This is a genomic window from Leptolyngbya sp. 'hensonii', from assembly GCF_001939115.1.
Lineage (GTDB): Bacteria > Cyanobacteriota > Cyanobacteriia.
The window spans coordinates 19,532-38,236 of the sequence record NZ_MQTZ01000054.1; the positions used below are offsets into that span (position 1 = coordinate 19,532).

Here is an 18,705-nt window from a genome sequence, read left to right on the forward strand (position 1 = left end):
GCAGTTTCGAGCGCCCCTGATATCAGTATTTCCTCAGGGATTTGCACAAAATTGCACAAATCGACTGGGCAGTGCAAGCTTCGCTCCAAAATGCAGATGAATATAGGACGCATGAAGCTGGTAAAGGTTCCAGCCTTCTCCTTGCAGGGGCTGTTGAGACTGATATCCCTGGGTCTGATAGAGAGGGGCAATGGGGGCTATGGACAGACTGGAGCGATGGAATTCATGCCCCCAGACCTCTGTTCGGGAAGGTAGCAAGGGGCTATCTTGCAGGGTCACAGCCCGACGATACCCCAGAGTGAGGCGATCGCCCATCCTGGCTTCCGTGGGCAGAATTCCGACCATAGGCCAGGTCTGTCGATCAAAATCAACCACAGACTGGCACAGATACATCAATCCCCCACATTCGGCGTAGGTGGGGAGTCCAGCCTGAATCACCTGGCGCACGGCTTCTCGAACCGGGGCATTATCTGCCAATGCTGACGCAAATACCTCCGGGAAGCCCCCGCCAAAGTAGAGTCCCTGCAGATTTGGGGGTAATTGCTGATCTTCTAGGGGACTCCAGAACACTAGTTCTGCCCCCAACTGCTCCAGGCTATCCAAATTATCAGCGTAGTAGAAATTGAACGCCCGATCGCGGGCCACCCCAATCCGGACGCTGGATTGGGGACTGGAGGTGGATTCTTCAGAATTGAGCAGGGGAGATACCTGCAGCAAGGGCAGTAGCCGTTCCCAGTTAAAGCACTGTTCTCCCAGATGGGCCAGTTGTTCCAGAATACCCCTCAGGTCTGTGAGCTCTTCGGTGGGAACCAGGCCCAGGTGCCGATCGGGAATCGTAATCCCATCCTGCCGCCGTAACACCCCCAGAATTGGGATCTGCAGTGGTTCCAGGGCAGCCTCCAGTAGTTCCAGGTGGCGATCGCTCCCCACCCGGTTCAGCACCCATCCGGCCAGGCGGAGGCGAGGATCAAAGGTCTTGTAACCATGGGCGATCGCGGCGATCGACCTGGCCATACGGCTACAGTCCAAGACCAGCAGTACGGGCAAATCCAGGAGTCGGGCAATGTGTGCCGTACTGGCCCAATCAGTCACCCCCCCCGCCCCATCAAACAGCCCCATGACTCCCTCAACCAGGGCGTAGGTTGCAGCCTGGGTATGGCAGGCAAAGCATTCTTGAACGTAGGCTTCTGAGGTCAAGACAGGGTCTAGATTGCGACAGGCTCGCCCCGTCACTGCCTGGTGAAACATGGGATCGATGTAATCTGGTCCCACCTTGAAGGACTGCACCTGGTTAGCACGACGACGCAGGGCAGCCAAGAGAGCCAGGGTGACGGTGGTTTTTCCCACCCCACTCCGCTCTCCGGCAATAACCAGCGTCATCCCTCAGCCTTTTTCCGGATAATCTGAGCGGTAACGGCCATGCTTTCTTCATAGAGCATATCCCGACCCCAGCGCTGCAGTTGCTGACTCAGCAGGGTTTCTGCTTTCTGGTCAAACAGAGGCGTCACCTGGTTAACTCGGCAGGACTGGGCATTCCCTCCCGCTTCCATGCGCATACAACCTGTGGTTTCGGAACAGAGGACCGTGCAGCAGTCTGCTTCCAGATTGGTAGAGGTAAGCCGTAATCCGACCAGATCTCCGGCGATCTCGCCCCAATCTCCCGTCGGGATGGCAGCCAGCTCCACATCCACAGTGCGGTGATCGGGTGTCGTCAGTTGAATGCGCTTGATCGCGTAATCTCCCCCCTCTTCCTGATATGAGATCGGCTGCCATTGTAGACGACTGGCCAACCAACCCAGGAACATCATGGCCTGCGCAGAATTGCCCTTTTCATAGTCGATCGTCACTCGATCGACCTCCGTCAGGGCAGCCCGCCGCTCTGGGGGATCAAAAGCTTCCGCCGTCAATTCCTGCCATGCAGCTAACCGACGCCAGTTCAGGTCCGCAACATTTACATCCGCAGCTAGCATGGACTGCAGTTTCACCAGTTCCTCTTCAGCTTCGTCTTGGAAGTGGCTGGAATCCACAATGACACAGCTACAGATTTCTGTGAGGAGCTCAAACATGTCATTGCCTGGAATAGGGGTGCCTTTCCACCAGGCAAACTTGGGTAGATCGGCAATCAGGAGCGAGTTGACGATGGAACCTACCCGCGACAGGGCGGCTTCTGTACCCTTGAGCGTAATGTACTCACAACAAATCAGGACACTCCGGCTTTGCTTCTGGATGGGGCAATAGGCCGACACCTGAGCTGACACCCCTTCATCTTCCCCGGAGATCGGACAGAGGGCAATGATGCGGCAGGGATTCTGGCTGGCGATCGCATCCGCGATCCCTGAGCCCCGAGCATCCGGGATGTAAGCAGGGCTGGCAGTATCGGCGGCAGGCGTCTCAGCATTCAGCTTGAGTGTAAATTCCTCCTGCAACCGGGCTAACAGGGTCTGGGTCGCTCTGCCATCCACAGGCAGGCCATAAGCCTCCTGGGCAGCTTTAATGGCAGCTCGCAATCGGGGACCCATGATGCCATCGATCGGTCCTGTATAAAATCCTAGGGAGGCGAGTAATTGCTGCGTCTCTTCCGGTTCATAGACCACCAAGGTAAAGGTGGCGGCCCGGGTAGCGGCAGGTGCAGACCCGTCACCGCTGATCAAACCATAACTTTGCCAGATCTTACTGAGTTCTGCTTCGATCTCACTCAGGGAAACATCCTTGGGAGCCTGCAGAGAAACAAGAGGAGCAGATTGAGTCGCCATAGGGATATAAGGGGTAGGAAGTGATGGATAGGAGCGCAACACATCGCGCCTGTCTGAATTACCGTATCTGTCCAAACATGAAGCGGAGAGACCTTAAAGCCTGCGCCAGCGGCGACCATCCCGGTTGATCAACAACTCAGCCTCTGCGGGCTCCCAGGTGCCAGCTTCATACTGGGGCACCGTGCTGGGATCAGAGGGAGCATCCCAGGCTGCCAGGGCAGGGGTCACCACTCGCCAGGCTGCTTCCACCTCATCGGCCCGGGTGAATAGGGTCTGATCTCCAATCATACAATCCAGCAACAGGCGACTGTAAGCATCCGCCGTGGCCATCCCAAAAGACTGTCCGTAACGGAAATCCATATCAACGGAACGGGTTCTTAACTGAGCTCCTGGCATCTTGACATCAAAGCGCAGGGCGATGCCTTCATTGGGCTGAATCCGCAGGGTCAAAATATTGGGACTGGCCTGCTGGGCAGCGGATTGGAAGATCAGGAAGGGAACTTCCCGGAAATGGATGGAGATCTCCGATACTTTCTTGGGTAAGCGCTTGCCCGTTCTCAGGTAAAAAGGAACCCCCTGCCAGCGCCAGTTATCCACCAGAAACTTCATTGCCACATAGGTTGGAGTCGTTGAGTTAGGATCCACCCCCGGTTCTTGCCGGTAGCCTGGAACCTGTTTCCCTTTCATCCAACCGGCGGAATACTGGCCCCGCACCGCAGAATACTCCAGGTTGTTCTCCTCGGCCAGATGGGTAGCCTGAATCACCTTGACCTTTTCGGTTCGAATGCTATCTGCATCCAGGGAGTTGGGGGGTTCCATTGCCGTCAAACAGAACAGTTGCATCAGATGGTTCTGGACCATATCCCGCAGTGCCCCGGAGGTCTCATAGTAACCAGCCCGGTCTTCTACCCCCACCGTCTCTGCCACCGTGATTTGAACATGATCAACAAATTGGCGATTCCAGATCGGTTCAAAAATGGCATTGGCAAACCGGAAAACTAGTAGATTCTGAACCGTTTCCTTGCCCAGGTAGTGATCGATCCGATAGACCTGTTCTTCTTTACAAACCTGCTGCACTACCCGATTGAGAGCCTGGGCAGAACTCAAATCCCGGCCAAAGGGTTTTTCGATCACCAGCCGGGTTTTGATCGGGTCGGTCAGCATATCGGCCAACCCCAACTGTCGAATCGATTCCGGGAAAAACTTGGGCGATACAGCCAGATAAAAGACCCGATTTCCTCGCGTTCCTCGCTTTTCATCCAGTTCGCTGAGAAACTCTTTCAGCCGCTGATAGTCTTCCGGTTTGTCAATATCTCCTGGGCAATAGAACAGTCCCTGAGCGAAATCGTTCCACATTTCCTCAGGCCCAAGGCCATGTTCGGAAAACTGTTCGATGCCCTCTCGCATCTGCTCCCGGAAATAGTCGTGACTCCAGGGACGACGGGCGACACCGACGATCGTAATCTCTGGGGGAAGTTTGCGTTCTCGCTTGAACTGATAAATAGCCGGAATCAGCTTACGTTGGGTCAGATCTCCAGAAGCCCCAAAAATAACCATGATCAGGGGTTCGGGAATGCGTTCCTGTTGTAAACCAACGCGCAAAGGGTTTTCGAGCAAAGTGACCATAGGGCAGTCTCGAGGATTTACAGCAATACTAGTGAATGAATCCGTGATACCCCTCAATAGGCACTGATTTTCTTAATACCTGGGCGTGATTTTAATTCAGATCTAAACACCTCAGCCAGCCTCTTCTCTGATCCGGAAAGGAGGCTGGCTGGGATCTGAACCAATGCAGCAACTGCTTAAACGGTTGCCATCCGCTGCACTTTGCCTTCGAGGGAATTCATCAGGGATTGGAAGGGCTTGATGAATTTATCGATGCCATCCATCAACAACTCCTGCATCACCTGATCCAGATTGATATTCACATCCGGGTCACTCAGGGACTGGATCAGGCTATAGGCTGCATCAACTTCAGTGGTAATGCGATCGGCCACATCGCAATGATCGGCACAAGCTTCGATCGTGGCTGGAGGCAGGGTGTTGACAGTATCTGGCCCCACCAACTCATCCACATACATGACATCACTGTAGTTCGGATTTTTGGTCCCAGTACTGGCCCACAGCAAACGCTGCACCTTAGCCCCCTGGGTGGTCAGGGCCTGCCAGCGATCACTCTGGGTCATTTCCAGGTACTTCTGATAGGCAATTTTAGCGTTGGCGATCGCCACTTTCCCCTGAATGGCCTTCAATTTAGCAACCACCTCCGGGCTGGCAGTGCCCTGCTCCAATTGAGCATCAATTTGATCGTCAATTTTAGAATCAATCCGGCTGAGGAAAAAGCTGGCCACCGAAGCAATGTTGCTAATGTCCTGACCAGCAGCCACCCGCTTTTCCAAGCCTCGGATGTAGGCCTTCATAGTCTCAATATAGCTTTCGACCGAGAAGAGCAGGGTCACATTCACATTCATACCTTCACTGATGGCCTCTTCTACCGCAGGTAAGCCCTCCGGGGTACCCGGAATTTTGATCATCACGTTTTCCCGGCCAATCTCCTGAAAGTATCGGCGGGCTTCCCGAATGGTAGCCTCCGTATCCTGGGAAATGGTGGGTGGGACTTCAATGCTGACGTAGCCATCTAACCCGCTGGATGACTCGTAAACTGGCCAGAAGATATCGCAGGCGTTCCGGATATCTTCAAAGACTAGGGATTCATAAATATCTTGAATGGACTTTCCAGCCCGAATGCCCGCTTCGATATCGGCATCGTAGATCGCATTGCCCACGATCGCCTTCTCGAAAATGGTGGGGTTGGACGTAATTCCCCGGATATCTCGACTATCGATCAACCGTTTTAGCTCACCAGATTGGATCAGGTCACGGCTCAGGTTGTCCATCCAGATACTCTGGCCATACTGTCTGATTTCAGCGATCGGGGTACTGGTCATGGGTGTTGGTGCTCCTCTGTAAACAATGCCATCAACTTTGTTGTGCTGCGATCAGGCGTCGCTCTTCCTCTAGCCGTTCTTGCTCACCAATAAAGGATTCCACCAGCTCAACGTCTTCCTTGCTACCGATCACCAGTGGAGTCCGCATATGAAGTTCGGTAGGAACCACATCCAGCAGATTGTGGGTTCCAGTGCTGGCTTTGCCCCCAGCCTGCTCAATTAAGAAAGCCAGTGGGGCCGTTTCATAAATCAGCCGTAACTTGCCTTCTGGCTTACGCACGCTCCCAGGATAGAGAAAGACGCCACCCTGCATCAGAATGCGGTGAACATCTCCAACCAGAGCCCCACTGTAGCGAGCCGTATAGCCTTCATGGCGATGGACGTAGCGAATATAGTCGCGAATGGATTCTTTACATTGCCAGAAGTTCCCTTCGTTGATGCTGTAAATCGGACCATGATCGGGCATCCGAATGTTTTCACTGGAGAGGATAAATTCTCCCAAACTGGGATCTAAGGTAAACGCATGCACCCCCTTACCAATGGAATACACCAGAACGGTACTGGGACCATAGAGGACATAACCTGCCGCAATCTGTTTCCGCCCACTTTGGAGCAGATCAGAGGCATCCCCGTTGTCTACACCTTCCTGCTGCCGAATCGCAAAAATAGACCCCACATTCAAGTTAATGTCTACGTTTGAGGAACCGTCGATCGGGTCATAGAGCAGGGTATAGCGACCGATCGGACAATTTTCTGGAATATAGTAGGGCTTTTCCATCTCCTCAGAGGCCAGTCGGCACACCAGGCCACTCTGTTTGAAGACCGCAATGAACACATCATTGGCGTAAACATCCATTTTCTTGACTGATTCCCCCTGGATGTTCATATCTCCCGTAAAGCCCAGGGCATTTTCCACCAGTCCAGCCCGACTCAGACGTCGGGCGATTAACTTGGCCGCCAAACCAATCCGATTCATCAAAGCACTCAAGTCTTGAGCCTCTGGTGAGAAGCTCTGGAGTTGCTGGAATACATGTCGAGACAGGGTTGTGCAGTCCCGATCTAGAGTATGTTCCTCTACCAGAGGTTGCTGATCGTCAACCATCGCCTTATCCTCCCTGTTGTTGAGCCTTGGAGGTCCGAGGCAACCGCCTCAATCAACTCAAAGACCCCAGACACTTCCTATCTTAAGAAGGCATTTTCCAGAGGGTATCCAACCTTTAGGAGAACTTCAGAAGTCCTGCCAAAAGTTCAGTTTGCCGATGGCTTTCATCTGCAAAAATCCTTCGCAAAAATTCTTCCAGATGGGACTTCAGGAGACACGGATAACCGTTGTCTCCTCCGATCAGGCTTTGGCTTAGATTCTGAATCCAATCCCTTAATCAAAATATCGATCGGGATGCAAAGCTGGAGGAGTACCCAACACAGGGCAGGGGAAATCAGCCCCCAGTTCCCGCACGATCCGGTGCTCAGGTGCATCACAGCCCAACCAGAGTAGGGTCGCATCCTCCATTTGCACAACCTGCTTCAACTCCTGAGCCACACGCCCAAAGCGCAGATGGGTTTTCAAAGAGCCTCGCCACTCATTGGCCAGACAGCGGGCCTGCCAGAGAATCCGATCGGCCTGTTCAAACTGATCGGACTCCAGCAAGTTGGCATGGAGGGAAGGTTCACGATGTTGAAACTGTAGATTCACGGACTCCAGCGTTTCGGGATCCTGAACAGAGGTTGACGTCTTTTGACTGCTCACCCTACTAAATTGGGGCTGCGCATAGCCCGTAGTTGCAGATTCAGAGCAGTACAGCGGTATTCGGCGATCAAATAAAGGAGCTCTGACATCCCCAAACTCAAATCGATTGCTGGTTAAGGGGCTTCTGGTACAGTCAGCCGCATCAATCACATAGACAACCTGAACAGTGACCTGACGGCGAGTAGCCAGCCTTGTTTGATGGGCAATCCATAGGGTTAGGTCCAGGGCTGTCTGGCTTTTAGGAGAACTATTATAGCCGACTACTAGATTGATATCCTGTGTCGTCACACCAGCAGTCAATCGCTGCTTCGAGGACAGGACAATTTGATCAATCAGGCCAGTAGAACCCAGAGCACCTTGCAGGCGCACGAGCATAGACATAATGTTCACGGTTGAAACCTCTCTAGAAACCTGGCTGGTTGGCATAATTGAGAGGTGGGTCAGAATGCAGCTCAATCTCTGGTCAGACAACTCTGATGAAAAGTCTGGTCTATAAGATGAGCCTACGTTCTTTTCGGAGACCCACAAGAACCGTTGCTTCGTAAAAGCTTGAGTCTTGAGTTCTCCTCCCAATGCCGACGGAGTTAGCTGACGGGCTGAGACTGGAAGGTGTCTCTCTCGCCAATCCAGCGAGATTAGCCCCAATAATTTGGTTCCTCCGCTTCAAGTCACAAAAGGCCGAATGGCCAAGCGGCTTAAATTAGGCTACCCACACACTTTTAGATACTTTATGATAGTCAATTTTGAGCTTGTTGGTTGTGATAGCCCCGGGGATTGCCTTGCTGATGAATTTGTTGCTGATGAATTTGTTGCTGATGAATTTGTTGATCTACTGTCGATCTGGTCTGTACTCCTATCAGGCCGATATTTTTATCAAATCACCATCTGGATATTCAAACAGTGATTCTGGCTACTTGCTGCCCTATTGCCTTGAAATCCTGCTGCTCTTTGCCCCAACTTACGATCGGGTCACCGGGGGATCCCCGTTGAAGCTATGGCAGGAACATCAGTCACCCTCACACCAAAACATTGGACCTGCAACATTGGACCTGCAACATTGAACCTGCAACATTGGACCTGCCAGCCACTCCTGAAACAAAAAGATTAATCTAGTACTAGTTTCAGCACCACGCTAATCTAGTACTAAGATACCAGAACCGATCACCAAAACGTTCGCATTCCCTTCATCAAACCCAATCAAACTTGGCTCTCCCCTATAAAAATCTTGACTCAAGGCAATAAATGCGGCAGAAATTCATAGGGTATGGGTTTATCTGAGCTTTCCAGCTCATAAAACCCAGGGAGTAAATCTGATTTTTCACCCCATGCGGCAGTCCTAAGGCAGTATAGCTTAACATTTGATTAAAGCGCTACTGTTTAGGGATCAGCTCACAGAACAGTTTACAATAAGCCACCTGAATTAAAGATCGGGCAAAGTTAAACAAGGCTCCTTTTGTTTCACCTAAAATGCCTTGCTTGCAGCAGGTAGCCTTACAATCAAGTTGGATTATGAAGACTTCTGTGGTTCAACGTTCGGTTGCCCTGAGTCGCAACCTTTGGGAGTTTTAGTTCGTGAGTGTTTCTCCCGCCTCTCCACAACTCAAATTAAAGGATCTCTTTCCTTTTGAGCTAGATGATTTTCAGCAACAGGCTGTCGCTGCTCTTAATGCGGGTCACTCAGTTGTTGTTTGTGCCCCCACAGGTTCGGGCAAAACTCTGGTGGGAGAGTATGCCATCCACCGTGCCCTGGCCTGTGGGAAACGGGTCTTCTATACAACTCCGTTGAAAGCTTTATCCAATCAGAAACTCCGAGACTTTCGAGAGTTGTTTGGGATGGATCAGGTAGGTTTACTGACTGGCGACATCTCCATCAATCGAGATGCCCCGATTCTGGTGATGACGACCGAGATCTTCCGGAATATGCTGTACGGGACCCGCATCGGAGAAGTAGGGACTTCCCTGGTTGGGGTAGAGACGGTGGTGCTGGACGAGTGCCATTACATGAACGATCGTCAACGGGGCACGGTCTGGGAAGAATCGATTATTTACTGCCCAACAGAAATTCAACTGGTCGCACTGTCAGCCACGATCGCCAACAGTGAACAGCTAACCGACTGGATCAGCCAGGTCCATGGGCCCACCGATCTAATTTATTCAGACTTTCGACCTGTGCCGCTCCGGTTTTACTTTGGCAATCCCAAGGGGCTGTTCCCCTTGTTGAATGACAATCAAACCAAGATCAATCCCAAGCTCAAGTCGAAAGGCCCTCCCAGACGCCAGGATAGCCCGCTCCAGGCTTTTGTCCTCAGCCAACTGCAGCAACGGGACATGCTGCCAGCGATTTACTTTATTTTCAGTCGGCGGGGCTGTGATCAGGCCGTGGCAAGTCTATCAGGAATTTCCCTGCTGAATGAAGCGGAGACAAGACATCTCAAGCAAGAAATTGATACCTTTCTGCTTCACTACCCAGAAGTAGCTCGATCGGGCCTGCTCGATGCCCTGTATCGGGGGATTGCCTCCCACCATGCGGGCTTGTTGCCAGCCTGGAAGCGTCTGGTGGAAGAGCTGTTTCAGCAAGGGTTGATTAAGGTCGTGTTTGCCACTGAGACCCTGGCCGCAGGCATTAATATGCCTGCCCGCACAACCGTCGTCTCCAGCCTGTCTAAGCGGACTGATCGGGGGCATCGCTTGCTGAACCCCTCCGAGTTTCTCCAGATGGCCGGTCGAGCGGGGCGGCGGGGTATGGATCAATTGGGTCATGTGGTCACCCTGCAATCCCCTTTTGAAGGCTCGAAGGAGGCTGCTTATCTGGCCACTTCCAGCCCTGACCCCCTGGTGAGCCAGTTCGCGCCCAGTTACGGCATGGTCTTAAATCTGCTCCAGACCCATACCCTGGAAGAAGCTCGAGAACTGGTTGAGCGCAGCTTTGGCCAATATCTCTCCACCCTTTACTTGAAACCCCAGCAGCAGGCGATCGCAGACTTACAAGCAGAACTGGCACAACAGGAAGTCCTGCTGGGAGAGGCTGAGCCGAAATTGCTGGGGAATTATGAAAAGCTGCAAGAGCGGCTGAAGGAAGAGCGGCGTCTGCTGAAAACACTGCAGCAACAGGCGATGGGGGTGAGGGCCAGTGACATGGCGATCGCCCTGGCCTTTGCAGTGGCCGGTACGATTCTCAGCCTGAAAGGGGAGCATGTCCCAACGGCAGAGCCCCTTCCGGCAGTACTGGTGGCCAAAATTGCCGGTTCCGGGCAATTTCCCTATCTCATCTGTATCAGTCAGGAGAATCGCTGGCACGTGGTAACGGTAGGGGATGTCGTAGGCTTACACGGGGAGTTTCCCCGGATTGCAGCGGTAGACCATCTACCTGGGCCACCGGCTGAGATGCCGCTGAAACCAGGCCAGCAGCGGAGTGGCTCAGAATTAACGGCTGCGATCGCTCGTCAGATTCCGGCTATTCCTTCTCCCCTGGAAGATCCAGAGATTGTGGCCCAACTCCAGGTCGTTAACGCGGTGCAAGCCCAACTGGAAAACCATCCTGCCCGAAAATGGGGAGATCCAGTGACTTTGGTGAAGCGGCAACGCCGAATCACAGTCCTGAAGCAGGAAATTGAACAACGTCAGGCCAAATTGGGTAAAGAATCCCATCGCCACTGGGAAGAATTTCTGAACCTGATTGAGGTGCTCAAGGTTTTTGACTGCCTGGAGGAGATCACTGATGATCATACTGCTGCCCCTGAGGCAGTCGTTGATCGTCAAGACTCGATCGATCGGGGCGTTGCTCAAGGTCTTCGTCCCACTCCCCTGGGTCAATCAGCTGCGACGATTCGGGGCGATAACGAACTCTGGCTGGGGTTAGCCCTGACTTTTGGCAGCTTTGAACGTCTGGAGCCCCATCATCTAGCGGGGGCCTGTGCAGCACTGGTGACGGAATCTTCGCGTCCAGATACCTGGACCCGCTATGAACTCTCTGGGGCAGTAGAAGAAGCCCTGGAGGGGCTCTGGGAAACCCGTCGCCGCCTGATCAAGGTTCAGCATCACTATGGTGTGGATATCATGGTCCTGCCTGCTAAATGGCAGGACCAGCAACTGGCCGCCCTGGTAGAACAATGGGCTGCAGGAGTGGAGTGGAGCGAGTTGTGTAGCAACACGAGTCTGGACGAAGGAGATGTGGTCCGGATCTTGCGTCGCACCCTAGATCTGCTTTCCCAAATTCCTCACGTCCCCCATCTTTCTAAATACCTGCAACGAAATGCCATTCGGGCAATGGAATTGATCGATCGCTTCCCAGTGAATGAAATTGCAGAGTAGAGGACAGGATCACCGAAGCATCTCCTCCCCTCCTGATAGTCCCTGGCTTGGGATATCCCTTCTATCGCCGGATTAGCGCCTCATACTTGATATCGCTAGCATCAATACAGGCTTTCATCGCATTGGTGGCTGTCAGGTCAATTTTTGCGCTCAGGCCCACCACACATTCGGAGTAACGAGCCGGTAAAAGACTGCGCCGACAGTTGTCCAACACTTCAGCAATCTCGGGATTTTTTGCCTTCTGATTAATATCAACCACGCAGGTTGCCAGTTCCAGGGGACGCCGAACGCGCAGACAATTGACCAGAGCATCAGGAGCCTGGGCCATAGTTGCCTTTTTGATTTGGACGGCGCAGCTTGAAACATCCTGAGGTTTAAGGGCTTTAGAACAGGCAAAGGCACTGTCCCCCGGCGCTATGGTAATTCCCAATAAATCTGTGGCACAGACCTGGTAATCATTGGCTAGGGCAACCGAGGGGAATGTGATGGGGGTTGAGATCGCCACCAATCCGGCAATCCCCATTGGGAGGGTAAGTAACCGCTGCCACCGCACAACGCTGGAATGACTGACCATTTTTGCCATAGGAAAGACTTTGGAGAAAGCGATAGGATGCATAGCTGCTTATCAGGTTCGGAAGAACTGCAAAAATTGTGCCACATTTCCACAAACTCTGTCTTCCGGCAAAGGGTCAATCCGTTCCTTAGCAGGTAAGGCACAAGGGTAGTAGGGCCAATTCCCTCACCCCAGTTCAATATCATTTGCCATAGAACAAATATACTGTCAATATAGGGCAGGTCTATAGCCCCATTTCGACCCGTTTTCTCTCTATGCTTGACCTTACTCAAATTGCCCAGCAAATGCAGGGCATCAGCCAGCATCTCACCCAGGAAGCGACCGCAACCCGACAACGCCTGGAGCTAGCCCAGCGCTTGTTGGCCCAGGTCGGTGAGCAACAGGCGCATCTGGTACAAATGCAAGAAACCTGGCGCGATCGTCTCGGCTTCTCTGCGGCCATCCCGATCGAACCTCTGGCAACTCGCATTGATCTCGATGCAGCGCCTGCCTGCCACACCGTAATCGCGACAGATGGATCCCAGATTGCCCCCAGTCATCATGAAATTGCCTATTGTTATCTGATTAATGTTGGCCGGGTGGTGCTGCACTATGGGCAGAATCGGTATCCCCTCATGGATAGTCGGCCTGAGGTGTTTTATCGCCCAGAAGACCTTTATACCTGTCGGCAGTGGGGCCTGCGAACGGAAGAATGGATGGGCTACCAGCGCACGGTGTCGGAGGCCGTTGCCCTGGCAGAGCTGGCCTCTTCCGCCTCTCCCCCCTCCCCAACCCTGGCCATGGTCGATGGCTCCCTGATTTACTGGTTTCTGGAATCCATCCCAGCAGAGGCGCGCGATCGTATTCTGCTCCCCATCCTGCAGGCCTGGGAGCAGTTGCAACAGGCCAACGTGCCGCTGGTGGGCTATCTGAGCGCGTCGCGCAGTGGGGAAAGTCTGAACTTTCTGCGGCTCAAGGCTTGTCCTTATGGGGAACCGGACTGTGCCACCCATTGTCCCGGTCAGACCGATCGGGCTCCCTGCCAGGTGCTGGACCCACTCAAAGACACAGCCTTTTGGGCGACGTTGCTGAAGCCCGGTCAGCGCAGTCCGATCTGGAGTAGTGCAGCTCGGATTCTGGACCTGTACGGGCCACATCGGGTGTACTTCTGCTACGTCCATGTGGGCCATGAAATTGCCCGCATCGAATTTCCAGCCTGGGTTGCTGCAGAGGCGACTCTCTTGCAGACGGCCCTCAGTTTGGCTTTAACGCAGGTGCAAAAGGGGTATGGTTATCCGGTGACTCTGGCTGAAGCCCATAACCAGGCTGTCGTGCGGGGCGGCGATCGGGCCCGTTTTTTTGCGCTCCTGGAACAACAAATGATTCGGACTGGCCTGAGAAATATTGGCCCTTCCTACAAAGAAACTCGGAAGCGAGGCAGTATTGCTTGAACAAAAAAGTCGGCTTGTTGAGGAGCCGACTTGAATCAGTAACCACGTTGTCTTTCAATTGGAGGAAGCCAGACTGCGCGTTCCCATACTTGCAGCGGGCACAAGGTTATCATTCCCTTCTCCAGAAAAGATTGTAACAAGAAAGACAATCGTTTTTTTTATAAAAATTTACACCTTAGTACGATCTTTAAAGATTGATAACCTGATATCGATTCTAAAAATAATGACTAGAAATCTGAAGGCCAGGGAATTTAGCCCTCCCTTTCACATCACAATGATGCAAGTCACGATGATGCAAGCTGATTTGATATGACTTGAGGGGTGTGTGAAAAGTGAACTGCGACCCTCTTTTCACACACCCGCTGACAGCGCCACGCTGTACAATACAAAGTCCTTAGAAAAAGGCAGGTTGATGGCGAATCAGGTTGAGGAATTCTTCCCGGGTTCGGGAATCGGCTTGGAAAGCACCCAGCATAGCGCTGGTTACAGTCCAGGACCCTGGCTTTTGCACCCCTCGCATGACCATACACATGTGGGTAGCCTCCATTACCACCGCAACCCCCTGAGGCTCCAGAATGGTCTGGACCGCCTCAGCAATCTGGCGGGTCAGCCGCTCCTGAACCTGTAAGCGCCGGGAATACATTTCCACAATCCGAGCTAGCTTACTCAGGCCCACCACCTTTTGGTTGGGGATATAAGCCACATGAGCTTTACCCATAAAAGGCAGCATGTGGTGTTCGCAAAGGCTAAACACATTGATATCTCTCACCAGAACCATTTCATTATGGCCTTCATCAAAAATGGCTCCATTGACCAGTTCATCCAGAGATTGGTTGTACCCACTGGTCAGGAATCGCATAGCCTCAGCGACTCGCTTGGGTGTCTTCAACAACCCTTCCCGATCGGGGTCTTCACCAACTCCCAACAACATGGTCCGAACCGATGCCATCATCTCTTCATCGGAGACATCAGAAGGAGGGTGAATCTTGGGTTCCTGAACCCCATTAAGGGTATTGCGATCGGGCCGGACCTGGGGAATGGCCACGCTCTTAGTCAGTTTATTGCTGGAGGAGCCGTTCGAAGGACTGGATGAACCATTCGAGCCGTTATAAGCGATAGTCATAAGATGTGTGCGTTAGGTTGAAGTTTCTGTCAATGCAAGTCAACAGGGACACGGTTAAACTAAAATGTGCCGCTATTCGGCATGAGAATCAGCTCATCAACGACAGCCTGTTCAGGCATGAGAGCTACATGTAAAATCGATTGGGCAACAATTTCTGGCGTCAACATTAAAGAGCGATCGAAATCTGCCTGCACAGTAGCGGTATCCCAGATGGGGGTATTCACTGAACCAGGACTGATGGTTACAACCCGAATCCCAAAGCTCCGTTCCTCAGCAGCCAGGGTTTTAGAAAGCGCTAACAGGCCAAACTTACTGACGCAATAAGCTCCCCACTGGGGAAAAACCTGATGGGCGGCAATCGATGCCACATTGATAATGGTTCCCCGGCGATGAGCTCGCATCTGGGGCAGAATTCCCTGGATACACTGGAAAACACTGGTCAAATTCAGGTCAATAACCCGCTGCCAGTCTGCCAGGGGCGTATCCGCCAAGGCACCGGTATAACCCATGCCAGCATTGTTCACCAGAATCTCGATCGGTCCAAAATCGTCAGCGATCTTGCTGATCTGCTCAGAGACATGAGCGAGTACTGCTAGATCAAGGGAATAAGCTTTAGCCTGTACACCCACCTGAGTTGCCTCGGCGGCTACAGCCTCCAGCCTGGACTGAGAACGACCAACCAAAACCAGGTTAATTCCAGCTTGGGCAAATGCAAGAGCCGTAGCCCTGCCGATTCCGCTGCTTGCTCCCGTAATTAGAGCAAGACGTTCAGTCTGGGGAGTCATGAAAGTGAATTAACCTCTCAGCCAGAGGGCGGGAAAAAATTAAGAGGATTGTAAAAATATGTAACGTATTAATTATATCACTTGGAGAAACTCAAATGTCCAGGTATGGTTGAGGATTACTCTTGCGAACTATCTGGCCAGACTGACAGGTTGATTGGTTTCGATAAACAGGCCAATTTTGCGAAATTTCTGATAGCGCTGTTCCCTCAGCTCCTGTTTGCTTAAAACGGTGAGTTCTGCCAGATTTTGCAGCAATGCTTCCTTCAAGATAGCAGTTGCCTGAAGCGGATTCCCATGGGCTCCTCCGATCGGTTCTGGCAGAATACGATCCAGAATCCCCAATTGCTTCAGGTCTATCGCTGTGATTTTTAAGGCTTCTGCCGCCTGAGGCGCTCTGGCTGCGTCTTTCCAGAGGATAGAAGCACAGGCTTCAGGACTGGCCACAGTGTAAACAGAGTGTTCAAACATCAGCAAGCGATCGCCCACACCAATTCCCAGGGCTCCACCGGACCCGCCCTCGCCAATGACTGTACAGATAATTGGCACATCCAGGCGAAACATTTCCCGCAGGTTAAAGGCGATCGCTTCGCCCTGGCCCAACTGTTCAGCTTCCAGACCAGCCCAGGCGCCGGGTGTATCAATGAAGGTAAAAATGGGCATGTGAAAGCGATGGGCATGCTCCATCAACCGCATGGCCTTGCGGTAGCCTCCCGGCGAGGCCATGCCGAAGCGTCGTGTCACATTATCTTTCGTATCTCGACCTTTCTGATGGCCCAGCATAACCACGGGCTGACCAGCCAGACGGGCCACCCCCCCCACCAAAGCCGGATCATCTGCTCCCCCACGATCGCCATGCAGTTCCATCCACTCATCCGTGATGGCCTGAATATAATCCAGCGTGCTAGGCCGACGGGGATGCCGGGCCACCTGCAATCGCTGGGCAGGGGTCAGACTCCCAAAAATCTCCTGACGGAGCTGCATGGCTCTGGCCTCAAGCTGGCGAATCTGGTCAGAGACATCAACATCGTTTTCTTCAGCCAGTTCCCGAATTTGAGCGATCCGGTTTTCCAGCTCCGCCAAGGGCTTTTCAAAGTCAAGCAGGATGGGCTTACGTTCGGTGGTTGCCATTTCAGAAACTTTTGAATTTTGAATGTTGTAGGGCGTTGTCCTTATCTCCAGGACATTTTGAATTTTGAATCAGGGACGGATTCAAAATTCAAAATTCATGACGCAAAAGCCTCAGACTAGTAAAGGTCTGAAGCCATGTTTTACAGAAACCTGCCCAATTTGGTCCATTTTTTCCACAGTAATCTGGTTCCGCCCCCAGGAGAAGTTGGTGTACCACTTCTCAAACTCCAGCAACATGGATTCGGCAAAGCAAGCAAAAAGCTGACGAGCCGGTACCTCCATATTAACGATTTGCATGATCCGCCACTCAATATCCAGGGAGTGCTCAACAATGCCACCATTGAGAACCACAACACCAGGATGTTGAATTTTCATGCCCAGATTCTTGGGATAGCCCCCATCAATTAAAAGACAGGGCTGCTTCAGCGTTGTGGGGTCAATTTCAATACCTCTGGGCATACTGGCAACCCAGATCACAATATCGGCCTGGGGCAGGGCTTCTTCCAGGGCTAGAATTTTGCCCCGGCCCAGTTCATCCTGAAGATTTTGCAGCCGCTCCTGATTCCGGGCAATCAACAACAGTTCAGCCACATCCGTACGAGTATCCAACCAACGACAGATAGCACTCCCGATATCCCCGGTTGCTCCACAAACTGCCACTGTGGCTTTCGAGAGTTCAATCCCCAGAAGGGGCGCGGCCTGCTCCAACTGGCGACAGATGACATAGGCGGTATGGGTATTACCCGTTGTGAACCGCTCAAATTCCAGCATGACATTCCGGACCTGCCGAATTTGCTGGAGGTTGAAGTTTTCGAAGATGATGGAGGAAAAGCCACCCAGAGCCGTGATATTAATTCCATGCTTCTGAGCATGGGCCATGGCATTGATAATTTTACGAGTTGACGCCTTGATTCTCCGAGTTGCCAGCATTTCTGGCAAAAAACAAGACTCAACATATCGGCCCTCGATCGTTTGACCGGTGACACTGGTAACTTTGATGGTATCAACGATTTGGGGAGGGGCACTGCACCAGAAGTCCAGGCCCTGATCTGCATATTCCGGATAGCCCAGTTCTCTGGCAACAGACTGAGCATGTTGCAAACTGGTGAGATGACCAATTAAACCAAACATGAAGCTAGGTACGTTTGTAGGTTAAAACCAAAAGGCAACGAAAATCACTAAGCAGCGGCCAGACCGTGAGCTGACATTCTCATAATATCCCGGTTCGTAAAGCCAATATTACTCAATGCTTCGCCGTACTGGATCATAAAGTCTTCAACCAGGGCTTCTTTGTCCATCCCCAGGATAGACGCATCCGCTTCCACCTGATTCAACATCCGCCAAACCAGGGGAAGATTTTGACGATTGGCTTCTTCCAGTTCCGCTTTAGACACCTCGAAGTTTGCCTTCAACCATTCCTCACCAAAGTTCAGATGGCTATATTCATCCTTGACCACACCCTCCGTAATCTTACGGGCAAAGTCATCTGCGACAGGAATGTAAATGTTGTAGGCGGCAATCGCAAAACACTCAATAATCAGGGCCTGAATGAGTAGACAGGTGACAATCTTGTTTTCATCTGCAGCTTGCTGAAAGTTCTGATGCAGGTCAGCAAAGAATTGGCGCGCAAAGTCCAGATCAGGGGTAACCTTCAGATTCCGACCACAAGCCTCAAACCCTTTTTTGTGCCGGATCTCCATCTTAGACAGGCCAATCAACTGGTCTTTGGAATCCGGCAGCAGCTCTGCCAATTTGATGTAATTCTCGTTTGCTTCCTGTTCGCCCTCAATCACGATCGCATTAATACGACTGTAGGCATCTTTGTAACTGTCACTCTGGAAGTCAATTTCCGAAACGGCCTCAAGCTGCTGCATAGGTCTCCTACTGAATTGAGTGTCTTGTTTAG

At 52.2% G+C, this 18,705-nt stretch carries 15 protein-coding genes and 1 riboswitch; of the genes, 3 read left to right on the forward strand and 12 right to left on the reverse strand.

The window, feature by feature from the left end:
* Positions 1-33: 33 nt before the first annotated feature.
* From BST81_RS23230 to BST81_RS23255, 6 genes are all read right to left on the reverse strand, one after another.
* The gene (locus tag BST81_RS23230; RefSeq protein ID WP_075600908.1) at positions 34-1,380 is read right to left on the reverse strand and encodes a cobyrinate a,c-diamide synthase; all 1,347 of its coding nucleotides are present in this window, start codon (positions 1,378-1,380) and stop codon (positions 34-36) included.
* Positions 1,377-2,753: a glucose-6-phosphate dehydrogenase assembly protein OpcA gene (gene opcA, locus BST81_RS23235; RefSeq protein WP_075600963.1), complete on the reverse strand. Its 1,377-nt coding sequence runs from the start codon at positions 2,751-2,753 to the stop codon at positions 1,377-1,379. Before opcA ends, BST81_RS23230 begins: the two co-directional genes overlap by 4 nt.
* Positions 2,754-2,846: 93 nt before the next feature.
* On the reverse strand, positions 2,847-4,379 hold the full coding sequence (zwf, locus tag BST81_RS23240; protein ID WP_075600909.1) for a glucose-6-phosphate dehydrogenase: 1,533 nt from the start codon (positions 4,377-4,379) through the stop codon (positions 2,847-2,849).
* 176 nt (positions 4,380-4,555) lie between these two features.
* Positions 4,556-5,701: a transaldolase gene (tal, locus tag BST81_RS23245; RefSeq protein WP_075600910.1), complete on the reverse strand. Its 1,146-nt coding sequence runs from the start codon at positions 5,699-5,701 to the stop codon at positions 4,556-4,558.
* Positions 5,702-5,732: 31 nt separating this feature from the next.
* Positions 5,733-6,803 carry a class 1 fructose-bisphosphatase gene (gene fbp, locus BST81_RS23250; RefSeq protein WP_075600911.1) on the reverse strand — a complete coding sequence of 357 codons (1,071 nt, stop codon included), beginning with the start codon at positions 6,801-6,803 and terminating at the stop codon, positions 5,733-5,735.
* A 273-nt stretch (positions 6,804-7,076) separates the two neighbouring features.
* Positions 7,077-7,829 carry a universal stress protein gene (locus BST81_RS23255; RefSeq protein WP_216351434.1) on the reverse strand — a complete coding sequence of 251 codons (753 nt, stop codon included), beginning with the start codon at positions 7,827-7,829 and terminating at the stop codon, positions 7,077-7,079.
* Between the two features lie 177 nt (positions 7,830-8,006).
* A riboswitch (cyclic di-AMP (ydaO/yuaA leader) is annotated at positions 8,007-8,138 on the reverse strand.
* On the opposite strand from BST81_RS23255, the gene BST81_RS27745 reads away from it, so the two are divergent.
* Entirely contained in the window at positions 8,131-8,352 is a 222-nt protein-coding gene (locus BST81_RS27745) for a hypothetical protein (RefSeq protein WP_143780465.1), read from the forward strand. Its footprint overlaps the riboswitch before it by 8 nt.
* Positions 8,353-9,020: 668 nt before the next feature.
* Entirely contained in the window at positions 9,021-11,759 is a 2,739-nt protein-coding gene (locus BST81_RS23265) for an RNA helicase (protein WP_075600914.1), read from the forward strand.
* A gap of 61 nt (positions 11,760-11,820) precedes the next feature.
* Here the strand turns inward: BST81_RS23265 and BST81_RS23270 are convergent, their stop codons facing one another.
* A complete protein-coding gene (locus BST81_RS23270; protein ID WP_083637032.1) occupies positions 11,821-12,375 on the reverse strand; it encodes a hypothetical protein in 555 nt (184 codons plus the stop codon).
* A 212-nt stretch (positions 12,376-12,587) separates the two neighbouring features.
* Here BST81_RS23270 and BST81_RS23275 point away from each other — a divergent pair, with 212 nt between their 5' ends.
* Positions 12,588-13,763: a DNA double-strand break repair nuclease NurA gene (locus tag BST81_RS23275; protein ID WP_075600915.1), complete on the forward strand. Its 1,176-nt coding sequence runs from the start codon at positions 12,588-12,590 to the stop codon at positions 13,761-13,763.
* A 394-nt stretch (positions 13,764-14,157) separates the two neighbouring features.
* Here the strand turns inward: BST81_RS23275 and folE are convergent, their stop codons facing one another.
* The 5 genes from folE to BST81_RS23305 all read right to left on the reverse strand — a co-directional run bounded on the left by folE (position 14,158) and on the right by BST81_RS23305 (position 18,673).
* Entirely contained in the window at positions 14,158-14,886 is a 729-nt protein-coding gene (gene folE, locus BST81_RS23285) for a GTP cyclohydrolase I FolE (RefSeq protein ID WP_075600917.1), read from the reverse strand.
* Positions 14,887-14,945: 59 nt separating this feature from the next.
* The gene (locus BST81_RS23290; RefSeq protein WP_075600918.1) at positions 14,946-15,671 is read right to left on the reverse strand and encodes an SDR family oxidoreductase; all 726 of its coding nucleotides are present in this window, start codon (positions 15,669-15,671) and stop codon (positions 14,946-14,948) included.
* A 129-nt stretch (positions 15,672-15,800) separates the two neighbouring features.
* A complete protein-coding gene (locus BST81_RS23295) occupies positions 15,801-16,799 on the reverse strand; it encodes an acetyl-CoA carboxylase carboxyltransferase subunit alpha (RefSeq protein ID WP_075600919.1) in 999 nt (332 codons plus the stop codon).
* Between the two features lie 111 nt (positions 16,800-16,910).
* A complete protein-coding gene (locus BST81_RS23300) occupies positions 16,911-17,930 on the reverse strand; it encodes a long-chain acyl-[acyl-carrier-protein] reductase (protein ID WP_075600920.1) in 1,020 nt (339 codons plus the stop codon).
* 47 nt (positions 17,931-17,977) lie between these two features.
* Positions 17,978-18,673: an aldehyde oxygenase (deformylating) gene (locus BST81_RS23305; RefSeq protein ID WP_075600921.1), complete on the reverse strand. Its 696-nt coding sequence runs from the start codon at positions 18,671-18,673 to the stop codon at positions 17,978-17,980.
* Between the last annotated feature and the right edge of the window lie 32 nt (positions 18,674-18,705).

Coding starts and splice junctions, on each gene's coding strand:
- BST81_RS23230 (WP_075600908.1), bottom strand. CDS start 1,380: ATGACGCTGGTTATTGCCGGAGAGCGGAGTGGGGTGGGAAAAACCACC.
- opcA (WP_075600963.1), bottom strand. CDS start 2,753: ATGGCGACTCAATCTGCTCCTCTTGTTTCTCTGCAGGCTCCCAAGGAT.
- zwf (WP_075600909.1), bottom strand. CDS start 4,379: ATGGTCACTTTGCTCGAAAACCCTTTGCGCGTTGGTTTACAACAGGAA.
- tal (WP_075600910.1), bottom strand. CDS start 5,701: ATGACCAGTACCCCGATCGCTGAAATCAGACAGTATGGCCAGAGTATC.
- fbp (WP_075600911.1), bottom strand. CDS start 6,803: ATGGTTGACGATCAGCAACCTCTGGTAGAGGAACATACTCTAGATCGG.
- BST81_RS23255 (WP_216351434.1), bottom strand. CDS start 7,829: ATGTCTATGCTCGTGCGCCTGCAAGGTGCTCTGGGTTCTACTGGCCTG.
- BST81_RS27745 (WP_143780465.1), top strand. CDS start 8,131: ATGGCCAAGCGGCTTAAATTAGGCTACCCACACACTTTTAGATACTTT.
- BST81_RS23270 (WP_083637032.1), bottom strand. CDS start 12,375: ATGCATCCTATCGCTTTCTCCAAAGTCTTTCCTATGGCAAAAATGGTC.
- BST81_RS23275 (WP_075600915.1), top strand. CDS start 12,588: ATGCTTGACCTTACTCAAATTGCCCAGCAAATGCAGGGCATCAGCCAG.
- folE (WP_075600917.1), bottom strand. CDS start 14,886: ATGACTATCGCTTATAACGGCTCGAATGGTTCATCCAGTCCTTCGAAC.
- BST81_RS23290 (WP_075600918.1), bottom strand. CDS start 15,671: ATGACTCCCCAGACTGAACGTCTTGCTCTAATTACGGGAGCAAGCAGC.
- BST81_RS23295 (WP_075600919.1), bottom strand. CDS start 16,799: ATGGCAACCACCGAACGTAAGCCCATCCTGCTTGACTTTGAAAAGCCC.
- BST81_RS23300 (WP_075600920.1), bottom strand. CDS start 17,930: ATGTTTGGTTTAATTGGTCATCTCACCAGTTTGCAACATGCTCAGTCT.
- BST81_RS23305 (WP_075600921.1), bottom strand. CDS start 18,673: ATGCAGCAGCTTGAGGCCGTTTCGGAAATTGACTTCCAGAGTGACAGT.